17 protein-coding genes are annotated in these 12203 nt (G+C 64.7%); 8 read left to right on the top strand and 9 right to left on the bottom strand.

Annotation, left to right across the window (positions count from 1 at the left end; genetic code table 11):
• Positions 1 to 91 precede the first annotated feature (91 nt).
• The 4 genes from trpB (at position 92) to BMG03_RS11620 (ending at position 3144) form a co-directional block, all read left to right on the top strand.
• The gene (gene trpB / locus BMG03_RS11635) at positions 92 to 1324 is read left to right on the top strand and encodes a tryptophan synthase subunit beta (RefSeq protein WP_075774951.1); all 1233 of its coding nucleotides are present in this window, start codon (positions 92 to 94) and stop codon (positions 1322 to 1324) included.
• Positions 1325 to 1462: 138 nt separating this feature from the next.
• The gene (locus tag BMG03_RS11630; protein ID WP_075774950.1) at positions 1463 to 1972 is read left to right on the top strand and encodes a PepSY domain-containing protein; all 510 of its coding nucleotides are present in this window, start codon (positions 1463 to 1465) and stop codon (positions 1970 to 1972) included.
• 80 nt (positions 1973 to 2052) lie between these two features.
• The gene (locus BMG03_RS11625; protein ID WP_157771583.1) at positions 2053 to 2556 is read left to right on the top strand and encodes a hypothetical protein; all 504 of its coding nucleotides are present in this window, start codon (positions 2053 to 2055) and stop codon (positions 2554 to 2556) included.
• Positions 2557 to 2586: 30 nt separating this feature from the next.
• Entirely contained in the window at positions 2587 to 3144 is a 558-nt protein-coding gene (locus BMG03_RS11620; protein ID WP_075774948.1) for a helix-turn-helix transcriptional regulator, read from the top strand.
• A 4-nt stretch (positions 3145 to 3148) separates the two neighbouring features.
• Here the strand turns inward: BMG03_RS11620 and BMG03_RS11615 are convergent, their stop codons facing one another.
• On the bottom strand, positions 3149 to 4042 hold the full coding sequence (locus BMG03_RS11615; RefSeq protein WP_075774947.1) for a LysR family transcriptional regulator: 894 nt from the start codon (positions 4040 to 4042) through the stop codon (positions 3149 to 3151).
• A 127-nt stretch (positions 4043 to 4169) separates the two neighbouring features.
• Here BMG03_RS11615 and BMG03_RS11610 point away from each other — a divergent pair, with 127 nt between their 5' ends.
• Together BMG03_RS11610 and BMG03_RS11605 are read left to right on the top strand one after the other, a co-directional pair.
• Positions 4170 to 4574, top strand: a complete 405-nt coding sequence (locus BMG03_RS11610; protein ID WP_075774946.1) for a DoxX family protein — start codon at positions 4170 to 4172, stop codon at positions 4572 to 4574.
• Between the two features lie 12 nt (positions 4575 to 4586).
• Positions 4587 to 5390, top strand: coding sequence for a VOC family protein (locus BMG03_RS11605; RefSeq protein ID WP_075774945.1), 804 nt, complete (start codon positions 4587 to 4589; stop codon positions 5388 to 5390).
• 63 nt (positions 5391 to 5453) lie between these two features.
• Here the strand turns inward: BMG03_RS11605 and BMG03_RS11600 are convergent, their stop codons facing one another.
• The 3 genes from BMG03_RS11600 to BMG03_RS11590 all read right to left on the bottom strand — a co-directional run bounded on the left by BMG03_RS11600 (position 5454) and on the right by BMG03_RS11590 (position 7317).
• Positions 5454 to 6518, bottom strand: coding sequence for a 5-(carboxyamino)imidazole ribonucleotide synthase (locus BMG03_RS11600; RefSeq protein ID WP_075774944.1), 1065 nt, complete (start codon positions 6516 to 6518; stop codon positions 5454 to 5456).
• Positions 6511 to 6996: a 5-(carboxyamino)imidazole ribonucleotide mutase gene (purE, locus tag BMG03_RS11595; protein ID WP_075774943.1), complete on the bottom strand. Its 486-nt coding sequence runs from the start codon at positions 6994 to 6996 to the stop codon at positions 6511 to 6513. Before purE ends, BMG03_RS11600 begins: the two co-directional genes overlap by 8 nt.
• Before the next feature lie 102 nt (positions 6997 to 7098).
• Entirely contained in the window at positions 7099 to 7317 is a 219-nt protein-coding gene (locus tag BMG03_RS11590; protein ID WP_075774942.1) for a YdcH family protein, read from the bottom strand.
• A gap of 231 nt (positions 7318 to 7548) precedes the next feature.
• Between BMG03_RS11590 and BMG03_RS11585 the strand changes: the two genes are divergently transcribed.
• Together BMG03_RS11585 and BMG03_RS11580 are read left to right on the top strand one after the other, a co-directional pair.
• The gene (locus BMG03_RS11585) at positions 7549 to 7959 is read left to right on the top strand and encodes an Hsp20 family protein (protein WP_075774941.1); all 411 of its coding nucleotides are present in this window, start codon (positions 7549 to 7551) and stop codon (positions 7957 to 7959) included.
• Between the two features lie 23 nt (positions 7960 to 7982).
• The gene (locus tag BMG03_RS11580) at positions 7983 to 8210 is read left to right on the top strand and encodes a DUF1150 family protein (RefSeq protein WP_075774940.1); all 228 of its coding nucleotides are present in this window, start codon (positions 7983 to 7985) and stop codon (positions 8208 to 8210) included.
• A gap of 33 nt (positions 8211 to 8243) precedes the next feature.
• Here BMG03_RS11580 and BMG03_RS11575 read toward each other — a convergent pair whose 3' ends face one another.
• The 5 genes from BMG03_RS11575 to alr form a co-directional block, all read right to left on the bottom strand.
• Positions 8244 to 8681 carry a paraquat-inducible protein A gene (locus tag BMG03_RS11575; RefSeq protein ID WP_075774939.1) on the bottom strand — a complete coding sequence of 146 codons (438 nt, stop codon included), beginning with the start codon at positions 8679 to 8681 and terminating at the stop codon, positions 8244 to 8246.
• A gap of 36 nt (positions 8682 to 8717) precedes the next feature.
• On the bottom strand, positions 8718 to 9491 hold the full coding sequence (locus BMG03_RS11570; RefSeq protein ID WP_075774938.1) for a hypothetical protein: 774 nt from the start codon (positions 9489 to 9491) through the stop codon (positions 8718 to 8720).
• 125 nt (positions 9492 to 9616) lie between these two features.
• Positions 9617 to 10363: an ABC transporter ATP-binding protein gene (locus tag BMG03_RS11565; protein WP_075774937.1), complete on the bottom strand. Its 747-nt coding sequence runs from the start codon at positions 10361 to 10363 to the stop codon at positions 9617 to 9619.
• Entirely contained in the window at positions 10360 to 11151 is a 792-nt protein-coding gene (locus tag BMG03_RS11560) for an MlaE family ABC transporter permease (RefSeq protein ID WP_075774936.1), read from the bottom strand. Before BMG03_RS11560 ends, BMG03_RS11565 begins: the two co-directional genes overlap by 4 nt.
• Positions 11148 to 12197 carry an alanine racemase gene (gene alr / locus BMG03_RS11555; RefSeq protein WP_075774935.1) on the bottom strand — a complete coding sequence of 350 codons (1050 nt, stop codon included), beginning with the start codon at positions 12195 to 12197 and terminating at the stop codon, positions 11148 to 11150. Before alr ends, BMG03_RS11560 begins: the two co-directional genes overlap by 4 nt.
• Positions 12198 to 12203 lie beyond the last annotated feature (6 nt).

The raw sequence follows: 12203 nt of genomic DNA, 5'->3' as shown, positions 1-12203 counted from the left end.
ATCGAGTATTTTTGGTCTGAGGCCGGGGCAGGGATTTATCTTGCCCCGCTTTGACGCTAGACCCGTCGTCACGAAAAGCGCGAGGTGAGCCATGGCTGACGATCTGATCAATTCCTTCATGAATGTGCCCGACGAGAATGGGCGGTTCGGCATTTTCGGTGGCCGCTTCGTGTCCGAGACGCTGATGCCGCTGATCCTCGCGCTCGAAGAGGAATACGAGAAGGCCAAGACCGATCCCGAGTTCTGGGCGGAGATGGACGATCTGTGGAAGCACTATGTCGGCCGTCCGTCGCCGCTGTATTTCGCGCCCCGCATCACCGAAGAGCTGGGCGGCGCGAAGGTCTATCTCAAGCGCGACGAGCTGAATCACACCGGCGCGCATAAGATCAACAACGTGCTGGGGCAGATCCTGCTGGCACGGCGCATGGGCAAGACCCGGATCATCGCCGAGACCGGCGCGGGCCAGCATGGCGTGGCCACCGCGACGGTCTGCGCGAAATTCGGTCTCAAATGCGTGGTTTATATGGGGGCGACCGATGTCGAGCGTCAGGCGCCCAACGTCTTCCGGATGCGCCTGCTGGGCGCCGAGGTCGTGCCCGTCAAATCGGGCCGCGGCACGCTGAAAGACGCGATGAACGATGCGCTGCGCGACTGGGTGACCAATGTGCGCGACACGTTCTACTGCATCGGCACGGTGGCCGGTCCGCACCCCTATCCGGCGATGGTGCGCGATTTCCAGTCGATCATCGGCAAGGAAGTGCGCTGGCAGCTTGAAGAGCAGGAAGGCGAGGGCCGTCTGCCCGACACCGTGATCGCGGCGATCGGCGGTGGCTCGAACGCGATGGGCCTGTTCTACCCGTTCCTCGACGACAAATCCGTGCGCATCATCGGCGTCGAAGCCGGCGGTCACGGCGTCGACGAGAAGATGGAGCATTGCGCCTCGCTCACCGGCGGGCGTCCGGGCGTGTTGCATGGCAACCGGACCTACCTGCTGCAGGACGAGGACGGGCAGATCCTCGAAGGGCATTCGATCTCGGCCGGGCTCGACTATCCGGGAATCGGGCCGGAGCATAGCTGGCTGCACGACACGGGTCGCGCGGAATATGTGAACATCACCGACAAGGAAGCGCTGGAGGCGTTCCAGTTCTCCTGCCGTCTCGAAGGGATCATCCCCGCGCTCGAGCCCTCGCACGCGCTGGCCCATGTGATGAAGATCGCCCCCGATCTGCCCAAGGACCATATCATCGTGATGAACATGTGCGGGCGCGGCGATAAGGACATTTTCGCCGTCGCGAAGCATCTCGGCTTCGATATGCAGGCATAAACTCAGGTTTATGTCCTGCAACGGCAGGCCGAATGTGCCGACATAACCCAATTGTCAATGGACCGGCGGGCCCTGTCCGCCGACCCTCTCCCCCGACGTCGCAGCCCGCGGCGCAATTCCCATCGGAGGAGAGAGACGATGAAGATGAAATCTACCCTCGCCGTACTCGCGGCATTCGCGGTCTCAGCGCATATGGCGCAGGCTGAAGTGTCCACGGACGGCATCGCCGCCGATCTTCAGGCCAATGGCTTCACCAGCATCGAGATCAAGGTCGGTCCGACCCAGGTCAAGGCCGAGGGCTACAACCCCGACGGCACCAAGATCGAAGTGGTCTATGACCGCGAGACCGGCAAGATCCAGAAACAGGAAACCTACCGGACGCGCGCGGGCGAGGACATGACGCAGGGCGTCAGCGTCCGTCAGCAATCGGAAGATTTCTACGACGGCAGCGAAGACGACCATAACGGTAGCGACGATCAGGGCATGGATGACAGCAGCGACGGCGATCACACCATGTCGGATTCCGATCACGGTTCGGACGACCACGGCTCGGACGATGGCGGCTCGGATGACAGCGGTTCCGACGACGGCGGCTCACATGACAGCGGGTCGGATGACGGCGGCTCGCATGATAGCAACGACGATTGATCCGAACGGACTTGCCCGGCGCTCCCTGCGCCGGGCATAATCCCCGCAAGAGCCGCGTATCCGCGCGGGAGGAGGAGCCGATGAGATTGCGCAGAGACTTGGCGATAGCCGCGTTGATCGGCGCGTTGAGCGTGCCTTTCGCGCCCGGCCTCGCCCGTGCCGAGAGCGCCAGCGAGGCGGTCACCCGACAGCTCGAAGATTACGGCTATCATGGCATCGACGTACAGCGGACCCTGTTGGGCCGCGTGCGCATCACCGGCACCCGGGCAGGCGTCGAGCGCGAGATCGTCCTCGATCCGCGCAGCGGCGAGATCCTGCGCGATCTGTCACGCTCCAGCCGCAGGCCGATCCTGAACGACACGCCATTGGGCGGGAACGGATCGAGCTCCTATGCCGGACAGGGCGCCACATCCGGAGGAGACGGCTCCGACGACGGGTCGGACGATGGCGGCAGCGACTCGGATAGCGGATCCGACAGCGGGTCCAGCGCCGGCAGCGACGATGGCGGAAGCCACGACAGCGGCAGCGACGATGGCGGGGGCAGCGATAGCAGCGATAGCGGCGGAGACAGTGCGGATGATTGACGCCCCGCAGCGGTCGACGGGAGCGGCGCTATGACGTCGCGGCTGCGCCGGGCGGTGCTTGTGGGGGCGATCCTGCTCTTTCAGGCTGTCTGCGCGCTGTTCTTCATCTCCGACATCCTGCTGTCGATCTTCGGTCTCTACCCGGCGCCGATCAGTTGGCAGAACCGCGAATTCCTCGAAATCGGCGCCGCGCTCGGCCTCGTTCTGGGCCTCGCGCTCGGGGCGTTCGCTCTGGCGGGGGCACTACGCGAGGGGGCGCGGGCGCAGGCGCGCCTGGACCGGGCGACCTCGGCCTTCGAAGACCTTCTGGAAGAACGCTTCTCGGACTGGGGCCTCACGGCGGCAGAGCGCGACGTCGCGCTTTTCGCGATCAAGGGGCTCAGTACGGCGGAAATCGCGGCCCTTCGCGGGACGTCCGAGGGCACCGCCAAGGCGCAGAGCGCGGCAATCTACCGCAAAGCCGGGGTGAACGGACGCGGCGCGCTTCTGAGCCTTTTCGTCGAGGACATGATGGACCAGCGCGCCCAAGGCGCACAGCGGTCCGAGACGTCGGCCACGCGCGGCGTGACGGCGACGGTCAAGGGCTGAGCGCTCAGGCCCGGAAGGGGCGCGTATCCTCGTAGGCGAACTCGATCAACGCGCGCAGCTTGCGCGGCAGCCGCGGCCCGTCGAGATAGACCGCGTGAATCGGGATGCGCAGCAGCATCTCCTCCGGAAAGAGCGAGACCAGCCGCCCCGCTGCGATTTCAGGGCCCAGCACGAAGTCCGGCCCATAGGCGATGCCGTGGCCCGCCAGCGCCAGCTCGCAGGCCGCGCTGGCGCTGTTGACGCGGATTTGCGCGGGAACGGGCAGGGTGGTGATCTCGCCGCTCTCACGATGCCGCCAATGCGGGATCGCGCTGTGATTGCTGTCATGGATGCAGCGGTAATCGGTCAGATCGGCGATCTTCGCAGGACGGCCCACCCGTTCGAGATAGGCCGGAGAGGCCACGACGCGCATCCCGATCTCGCCCAGCTTGCGCGCCCGCAGAGCCTGATCGCGCAGCTGCCCGATCCGGAAAGCGAGGTCGATCCCCTCGGCGGCCAGATCGGTCGGTGCATCCGAGAGCGTCAGATCGATCACCAGATCGGGGTGCGGTGCGGCGAAGCGCGCGAGCATCTCGGCCAGATAGACCTCGCCGAAAGTGACTGGCGCGGAGATCCGCAGCACGCCGGAAAAACCCCGCGACTGTTCGGACACCGCGCCCAAGAGATCGTCGAGCCCGTCGAGCACGCCCGGCGCATCGGCCAGCAGCCGTTCGCCCGCGGGGGTCAGCCCGATCCGCCGCGTCGTGCGCTGCAGAAGGCGCGTGCCAAGGCGTTCCTCCAGCTCGGCCACGTATTTCGAGGCGAGCCGATTGGAGATGCCCAATTGCTCCGCCCCCGCGGTGAAAGAGCCGGCGCGGGCGGTCGCGACGAAGGCGCGGAGCTGTTCGGTGATATCCATCGCAATTCAGAACAAAATGGTAAAAGTCATTCCAGATAATATCCATTTTATTCACTAACGGAACGGCTAATTTCCTCGCTGTAACGCGAACACACCGCACACAAAGTGCGGTTGCAGGAGATAGACCATGATCGACACCAAACTCGCCCCCTACGGCATCCTCGTTTTGCGCCTTCTGACCGGGGCGCTGTTTCTCACCCACGGCCTGACGAAGCTTTTCGTTTTCACTCCGGCCGGCACGATGGGTTTCTTTGAATCGCTGGGTTTGCCCGGCTGGCTCGGCATCGTGACGATGGCGGCGGAATTCCTCGGCGGTATCGCCTTGCTCACCGGCATCTATGCGCGGATCGTCTCTTTCGGGCTCGGGTTCATCCTGCTCGGCGCGGCCTTCACGGCGCACTGGGGCAACGGCTTCGGATTCTCGAACCAAGGCGGCGGCTGGGAATATCCGGTGATGTGGGCCATCGTGCAATTCACGCTCGCTGTTCTGGGTGACGGCGCCTATGCGCTGCGCCCTTTGAGCCGGAAATGACAGGAGGAGACGATGGCGACCAGTGATGCAAATGTCGAAATCGGCCATGTGACCCTCGTGGTCCGTGACCTCCCGGCGGTGGGCGCGTTCTACGAGAGCGTGCTCGGGCTGGAGTGGATCGGGGGCGACACTGCCGAGGCGCGTTACGGCGTCGATGGCAAGGTGCTCGTGATCCTGAAAGCCGACCCGGAGGCGCGCAAATCGAGCCGGGCAGAGGCGGGACTGTTTCACACCGCCTTTCTGCTGCCCGACCGCGCCGATCTGGGCGCGTGGCTGAACCACGCCGCCGAGAAAGGCATCCGGCTCGACGGGGCGTCCGATCACCTCGTGAGCGAGGCGGTCTATCTGCACGACCCCGAAGGCAACGGGATCGAGATCTACCGTGACCGTGCCCGCGAAGACTGGCCGCGCAAGGACGGGATGATCGCGATGGTGACCGACCCGCTCGATCTGGCTGACGTGATGGCGCAGGCCCGCGGCCCGTGGCGCGGCGCGCCGAAGGGTTCGGTGATCGGGCACGTTCACCTACAGGTCGGTGCGCTCGATCCAGCGGAGCCGTTCTATGCCGAGACGCTCGGTGCGGATTTGATGGCCCGCTATCCGGGAGCGAATTTCCACGGCTGGGGCGGCTATCACCACCACCTCGCCACGAATATCTGGAACAGCCGCGGCGCCAAGGAGCGTCACCAGCCCGTGACCGGTCTGGCCGAGGTGGGGCTGAAGGCCGATGCCGAGCCGCTCGCCGCCTTCCGCGAGGCCTATGGCGACAGCGTGGCAGACCCGTGGGGCACGCGCTTCACATGGTCCGCGAAGTGATCGTGCGACATAAGTGATCTTGCGATATAAGAGAAAGGCGCCCGCGATGGGCGCCTTTTTCACTTACAGGATGTGGTTCACATGACCCATCTTGCGGCCCGGCTTCACCTCGGCCTTGCCGTAGAGATGGATCTGATACCGCGCGAGCTTCGTCAGCCGCGGCACGCGGTCCATGTCGTCGCCGATCAGGTTCTCCATCTCGACGTCGCAATGGCGCCCGCCATCGCCCAGCGGCCAGCCGGTCACGGCCCGGATATGTTGCTCGAACTGGTCGACCGCGCAGCCCGCCTGCGTCCAGTGGCCGGAATTATGCACGCGCGGGGCGATCTCGTTCACGATCAGCGCGTCGCGGGTGACGAACAGCTCGACCCCCATCACGCCGACATAATCGAGCTTGTTCAGGATCTTCGCCGCCAGCAGTACCGCATCGGTGCGCTGGCTGTCAGTGATCGCGGCGGGCACCAGCGTGGTGCGCAGGATGCCGCCCTCATGCTTGTTCTGGCCCGGATCGTAGCAGGAGATCGCGCCATCCTCGGCACGCGCGCCGATCACGGAGATTTCCTTGAAGAACTCCACGAAGCCTTCGAGGATCGCAGGCGCGCCCTTCATGTCCTCCAGCGCGGCGGCAGCCTCTTCGGGCGCGTTGATCACCACCTGTCCCTTGCCGTCATAGCCGAAGCGGCGTGTCTTCAGGATCGCGGGGCAGCCGATCTCGGCGATCGCTTCCTTGAGGTCCTCGATATCGTCCACGGCGGCGAAAGGTGCTGTGGCGAGGCCCAGGTCGTTGAGGAAGGCTTTCTCCACCAGACGGTCCTGGCTGACGGCGAGCGCCTTGCGGCTGGGGCGGATCGGTTTGAGGCTTTCCAGCAGATCGAGCGCCGAAGTCGGGACATTCTCGAACTCGTAGGTGATGACGTCCACGGCTTCGGCGAAAGCGCGCAGCGCGGCCTCGTCCTCATAGGGCGCAGTCGTCACCGCATGGGCCACGTCACCTGCGGGCGGGTTCGCGCCCGGCTCGAAGATGTGGGTCTTGTAGCCCAGACGCGACGCCGCGACGGAGAGCATCCGTCCCAGCTGACCGCCGCCCAGAATGCCGATCACCGACCCATAGGGCAGGGGCTCACTCATCTTCCGGCTCCTCCTTGATCGAGGCGGAGAGCTTCTCGCGCCAGTCATCGAGCCGCTTTGCCAGATCCGCATCGGACACGGCCAAGATTCCCGCCGCCATCAGGCCCGCATTGGCGGCACCCGCCGCGCCGATCGCCATCGTCGCGACGGGGAAGCCCTTGGGCATCTGCACGATGGAATAGAGGCTGTCGACGCCCGAGAGCGCCCGGGTCTGCACCGGCACGCCGATCACCGGCACGCGGGTTTTCGAGGCCATCATGCCGGGCAGGTGCGCGGCACCGCCCGCGCCTGCGATGATGACGTGCAGACCACGCTCCACGGCGGTCTTTCCGTAGGACCAGAGCCTGTCGGGGGTGCGATGGGCCGAGACGATCTTCGCCTCGTATTCCACACCGAGTTCGTCGAGGATTTCCGCCGCCTCTTTCATCGTGGTCCAGTCGGACTGACTGCCCATGATGATTCCCACTTTCACGCTCATGACGCCCCCTTTTCAGATGGAGCGCGCACTATAGGAATCTGTGCCGTCGCGGCAAGCCCCGGCAGGGCTGCAGCACCGATCGGGTCGGGATCAATTCGGGGATCAGGCGATGATGTCGGGCGTGAGCTGGTCTTCGATCCGCGCGATCTCGTCTTTCAGGGCCAGCTTCTGCTTTTTCAGTCGCACGAGGCGCAGCTGATCGGAATGCACCGCCTGTGTGAGGGCAGAGATCGCCTCGTCCAGATCGCGGTGTTCACGCCGCAGCACTTCCAGCTTCACCCGCAGCACTTCTTCATGATCCATCTCGAGATGGGCGTTCATATCCGTATCATCCGGTTCTGGTTGCGCGATTTACCCTCCGCCCGACTCGGCTGGGCCCGTCAGGGGGAGGGTCAATATAACAGGTTTCGAACGACTTAGGAGAAAATTTGCCCTTAGCGTAAATGGACGGCGGGGTCTTGCAGGGGGCTTCCACGCCGCCCATATTTGACTAGTGGGCTGCCGAAGATCGGGGCCCGAACTTGCAACGTCGCTTGATCAAGGGCTTGCCGAATGACGAAACTGAGTTTTGGCGCACATCCCTACCTGCTGGGCTTCGACCAGCTGGAACGGCTGGTGGAACGCACCGCCAAGGGATCGGATGCCTATCCGCCGTATAACATAGAACAACGCGGCGAGGATGCGTTCCGCATCACGCTCGCAGTGGCAGGCTTCCGAGAGGAAGACCTCGCGATCACCCTCGAAGACCGGGCTTTGGTGATCCGCGGTCGTCAAAGCGAGGAGGATGGCGACCGCCTGTTCCTTCATCGCGGGATCGCCGCACGGGCCTTTCAGCGCAGCTTCGTGCTCGCCGAAGGGGTCGAGGTCGCAGCCGCCACGATCGAGAACGGTCTACTGCATGTCGATCTGAACAGGGCGCCGCCCGAGACGATCGTGCAGACCATCCCGATCGAGCGGAAATAATCAGGCAGGAAAGGAAAAGCGCAATGAATACGGAATACGATTTCGGTGATAAGGCCGAACATCCCATCGTCTATGTCCGCGAAGTGGCGGTCGTTGATCTGCCCGAGGAAATCCGGGCCGAACTGGACGATGTCGATCACCTCTATGCGGTGCATGACAGCGATGGCGAACGGCTCGCGCTGGTGAAGGACCGCAAGCTGGCCTTCTCGCTGGCCCGGCAGAACGATCTGGACCCGGTCTCGGTCCATTGATCGGTTGAACGGACGCGAAAGGCGCCCGGGGGATCACCCTCGCGGCGCCTTTTTCATTTCCAGATGCGAGATCGCGAAAGAGGCCGCGACGCATCCGGTAAACAGGTACAGCCCCCAAGCCGTCTCGAGGCGCCCGACGCCCACGCCCTTCGCCACGACGATATAGATCGCGATCAGGAAGATGTCGGCCATCGCCAGCTTGCCCAAGACGTTCAGCGTCGGCAGCAGGCGCGGCGATGCCAGATCGAACTGGATCAGCGCGACGCCGATCACCTTCAGATAGGGGGCAAACAGGGCCAGAAAACTGACGAGCAGGGCGAGAAACACATCCGTCCGCCACAGCGTCTGCAGCCCGCTGAGCACCGAGATTCCCTCCAGCCCGAAGAAGGGCAAGAGCCCCGCGCGCAGAAGCGGCGCGGCCCATGCGAGGGGAAAGAGCAGCAAGAGCGCCAGATTGGCGAATTTCAGCATCGACCGGCGCTCTTCCCGAGGGACGCTTCGGCCCCGTTACGACTTGGATTCTTTCTTCGCGATCGGCACCACGTTGGGCTGCGGGCCGTCTTCGATTTCGTAGCCCAGCAGCGGCAGGATGTCACGCAGGTCGCGCTCCAGCAGGCGAAACTCGGCGTTCACCTCGCGCTCCTCGGTCTCGACATCGGTCAGCCATTCGCGCAGCTGCGTGCAGGTTCCACGGGCGACCGAGATCTGATCGCTCAGCGTCTCCGCCTCCTGTTGGCGCTGTTCGAGGAAGGCGCGGGCGCGTTTGACCTTTTCCTCGGAATAGACCTTCGCGAGGTCGCGCGATTGCAGGCTCATCTGTGCGGCCAGTTCCAGCAGCTCCGGCTCGAGCCCTCCCAGGTCGGGATGCTGGCGCAGATAGCTGATGCGCTCGCGCATGGCGTCGAACTCGCCCGACAGCGCAAAAACGCCTGCGCGGTCCGCATCATGCGCGCTGCGATAGGCGCGGGTCACGTCATCCATGTCGACGTGGAACCGCCGATGACTGCCTTCGAGCTTCGACACGCGCGAGCAGGAGGGCAGATAGAGCAACAGGATCAGCGCCAGAAGCGCTGCGCCAACCTGTAGCCAGGCGCCGAAATCAGGCAGGACGGTGTCGCCGAATTGCGCCTCGAGACTGAGCCACGGCATCAGGCCGAGCGACGCCGCAGCGACCGCGCCGATCGCGGCGAGTGCGGTGATTGCGACGGTGACGGTAAGTGCTTGGCCAATCGCCGCGTTGATACGGTCTAGATTGGCACTCCCAACGTGTTCGGTTTGCATTGTCTGAACCCCCCGGTCCCCTTGTTGAAGATGTTGGCCGGAACCGGTCCGAGTTTGAGTCTCGTTGGCGGATCAAGCACTTGGGGAGAATGCGCGGAAATTCGCTTGGTTCCGCAGCCTGTATGTTAACGAAGCGTTTCGATCGGTCCGTCCGCACGTCCGTGGATGAACTGCTGGACGTAAGGGTCTGAAGTCGCGTCCATTTCCGAGATCGGACCTTCCCATCGAATTTTGCCCGCGTGGAGCATTGCAACGCGGTCGGCAATCGCGCGGACAGAGGTCATGTCATGGGTGATCGTCATCGCGGTCGCGCCCATCTCGGTGACGATCTCGCGGATCAGCTCGTTGATGACACCCGCCATGATCGGGTCGAGCCCGGTGGTGGGTTCGTCGAAGAAGATGATCTCGGGCTCTGCGGCGATCGCGCGGGCAAGGCCGACGCGCTTCTGCATACCGCCCGAGAGTTCCGCCGGATATAGGTCGGCGACATCCGGCGACAGGCCCACCCGGCGCAGCTTCTCCACCGCGATCTCGCGCGCTTCCGCCTTGGGGCGCTTCAGCGCGCCGCGCAGCAGGCGGAAAGCGACGTTCTCCCAGACGGAAAAGCTGTCGAACAGCGCGCCGCCTTGAAACAGCATCCCGAAGCGGGCGAGGAAGGCGTCGCGCTCCCCGGTGCGGACATCGACCCCGTCGAGTGTGATCGTCCCGCTATCGGGTTTGACCAGCCCGAGGATACACTTCAGCAGTACCGATTTGCCGGTGCCCGAGCCACCGATGATGACCGTCGATTGCCCCGTCGGCACCACCAGATCGACGCCGCGCAGGACGTGGTTCGATCCGAAGCTCTTGGTTATGGCCTCAAGCGTGATCATGCCGAGAAGAACGCCTCCGTCAGCACGTAATTCGCGGCGAGGATCGCGACCGAGGCGGCGACCACCGCCGATTTCGTCGCCCGGCCCACGCCCTGCGCGCCGCGGCCCGAATTCATCCCGTGATAGCAGCCCATCGTCGCCACGATGAAGCCGAAGGCCGCGCCCTTCACGAGGCCCGATCCCACGTCCCAGAACTCGAGGAAATCCCACGTATTCTTGAGGTAGGTGGCGGAGTTGAAGCCGAGACGGTTCACGCCGACCACCCAGCCGCCCATGATCCCGATCACGTCGCCCACGCCGACCAGCATCGGCACGCAAAGCGTCGCGGCCAGCACGCGCGGCACGGTGAGATATTTCATCGGGTTGGTCGAGAGCGTGGTGAGCGCGTCGATCTGCTCGGTCACTTTCATCGTGCCGATTTCGGCCGCGATGGATGAGGCCACACGCGCCGCCACCATCAAGCCGCCCAGGACGGGGCCAAGTTCACGCACCATTCCGATCGCGGTGATCGAGGGCACGACCTGCTCTGCCGAGAAGCGCGCGCCGCCCGCGTAGATCTGCAGCGCCAGCGCCGCGCCGGTGAACAGGGCGGTCATCCCCACCACCGGCAGCGACAGCCAGCCGATATTGAGACAAGCGAGCCAGAATTCGCGCAGGTAGAAGGGCGGGCGGAGCAGGTGGCTCAGCGTCTCGCCCACGAAGCGCGACAGCCGCCCCGTCTCCGCCAGAAGCGCGAGCGTGGCCCGCCCGAGCGTGGCCAGCGGTCGGCTGAGCGCCGTTGCGGTCATGCGGCGGGCTCCGCGTAGCGGCGGGCATAGCGTGGACCGAGCGAGGTCAGGATCTCGTAGCCGATCGTGCCCGCGAGATCCGCCAGCGTGTCGACACCCTGATGCGGCCCGAGCAGATCTAGCGTCTCGGGCACCGTATCGAGATCGGTCACATCCACCGTCAGCAGGTCCATCGAGACGCGGCCTCGCAGCGGGCAGGGCGTGTCGCCCGCGTAAAGGTTCGTGATGTTCGACAGCACGCGGTGAATTCCGTCGGCATAGCCCGCCGAGAGCGTCGCGATCTGCGTCTCGCGCTCGGCGGTCCAGGTGTTGCCGTAGCCCACGGTTTCGCCAGGCTCGACGATCCGGGTCTGGATCACCGGCAGCGAGAGGGTCACGACGTGGCGCGCCTCTTCGAAGGGGCGCCCGCCGTAAAGGCCGATGCCGGGGCGTGTCACGTCGAAATGATAGTCCGGCCCGAGCAGAATGCCGCCCGTCGCCGAAAGCGAGCGTTTCAACCCCATACCGTCGGTCATGCGTTTGAACTCGGCCAGCTGCTTGGCGTTCATCTCGTGGTCGGGTTCGTCGGAACAGGCGAGATGGCTCATCACCAATTCGATCCCGCGCTCCATCAGCTGCGGGGCGGCGGCCTGCCAGTCGGCAGCCTCCATCCCGAGCCGGTTCATCCCGGTGTCGAGCTGTACGCCCACGGGGCTTTCGGGGATCGCCTGCAGATGCCGCTGCGCCTGTTCGCCGGAGTTCAGCATCGGGACCAGCCGCGCGTCGCGCAGGAAACCCGCATCGCCCGCCATATGACCGCCAAGAACGAAGATCCGCGCGTCTTCGCCCAGATGCGGACGCAGCTTCGCGCCTTCCTCGGCCAGCGCGACGAAGAAGTCCCGCGCACCCGCCCGGTAAAGCGCCGGGGCGATACGCTCTGCGCCCAAGCCGTAGCTGTCGGCTTTCACGACCGCCGCCGTGCGCGTCGCCTCACCCGATTGCGCGTCGAGCGCGCGCCAATTGCTGACCACTGCGTCGAGGTCGATATGAAGATGTGCCTGTGCCATGGCCCC

The sequence above is a fragment of the Thioclava nitratireducens genome (genome assembly GCF_001940525.2).
Taxonomy (GTDB): domain Bacteria; phylum Pseudomonadota; class Alphaproteobacteria; order Rhodobacterales; family Rhodobacteraceae; genus Thioclava; species Thioclava nitratireducens.
Note: the sequence above shows the minus strand (reverse complement) of the source record. Positions and strands in the feature narration are given on the sequence as shown.

Coding starts and splice junctions, on each gene's coding strand:
- trpB (WP_075774951.1), top strand. CDS start 92: ATGGCTGACGATCTGATCAATTCCTTCATGAATGTGCCCGACGAGAAT.
- BMG03_RS11630 (WP_075774950.1), top strand. CDS start 1,463: ATGAAGATGAAATCTACCCTCGCCGTACTCGCGGCATTCGCGGTCTCA.
- BMG03_RS11625 (WP_157771583.1), top strand. CDS start 2,053: ATGAGATTGCGCAGAGACTTGGCGATAGCCGCGTTGATCGGCGCGTTG.
- BMG03_RS11620 (WP_075774948.1), top strand. CDS start 2,587: ATGACGTCGCGGCTGCGCCGGGCGGTGCTTGTGGGGGCGATCCTGCTC.
- BMG03_RS11615 (WP_075774947.1), bottom strand. CDS start 4,042: ATGGATATCACCGAACAGCTCCGCGCCTTCGTCGCGACCGCCCGCGCC.
- BMG03_RS11610 (WP_075774946.1), top strand. CDS start 4,170: ATGATCGACACCAAACTCGCCCCCTACGGCATCCTCGTTTTGCGCCTT.
- BMG03_RS11605 (WP_075774945.1), top strand. CDS start 4,587: ATGGCGACCAGTGATGCAAATGTCGAAATCGGCCATGTGACCCTCGTG.
- BMG03_RS11600 (WP_075774944.1), bottom strand. CDS start 6,518: ATGAGTGAGCCCCTGCCCTATGGGTCGGTGATCGGCATTCTGGGCGGC.
- purE (WP_075774943.1), bottom strand. CDS start 6,996: ATGAGCGTGAAAGTGGGAATCATCATGGGCAGTCAGTCCGACTGGACC.
- BMG03_RS11590 (WP_075774942.1), bottom strand. CDS start 7,317: ATGAACGCCCATCTCGAGATGGATCATGAAGAAGTGCTGCGGGTGAAG.
- BMG03_RS11585 (WP_075774941.1), top strand. CDS start 7,549: ATGACGAAACTGAGTTTTGGCGCACATCCCTACCTGCTGGGCTTCGAC.
- BMG03_RS11580 (WP_075774940.1), top strand. CDS start 7,983: ATGAATACGGAATACGATTTCGGTGATAAGGCCGAACATCCCATCGTC.
- BMG03_RS11575 (WP_075774939.1), bottom strand. CDS start 8,681: ATGCTGAAATTCGCCAATCTGGCGCTCTTGCTGCTCTTTCCCCTCGCA.
- BMG03_RS11570 (WP_075774938.1), bottom strand. CDS start 9,491: ATGCAAACCGAACACGTTGGGAGTGCCAATCTAGACCGTATCAACGCG.
- BMG03_RS11565 (WP_075774937.1), bottom strand. CDS start 10,363: ATGATCACGCTTGAGGCCATAACCAAGAGCTTCGGATCGAACCACGTC.
- BMG03_RS11560 (WP_075774936.1), bottom strand. CDS start 11,151: ATGACCGCAACGGCGCTCAGCCGACCGCTGGCCACGCTCGGGCGGGCC.
- alr (WP_075774935.1), bottom strand. CDS start 12,197: ATGGCACAGGCACATCTTCATATCGACCTCGACGCAGTGGTCAGCAAT.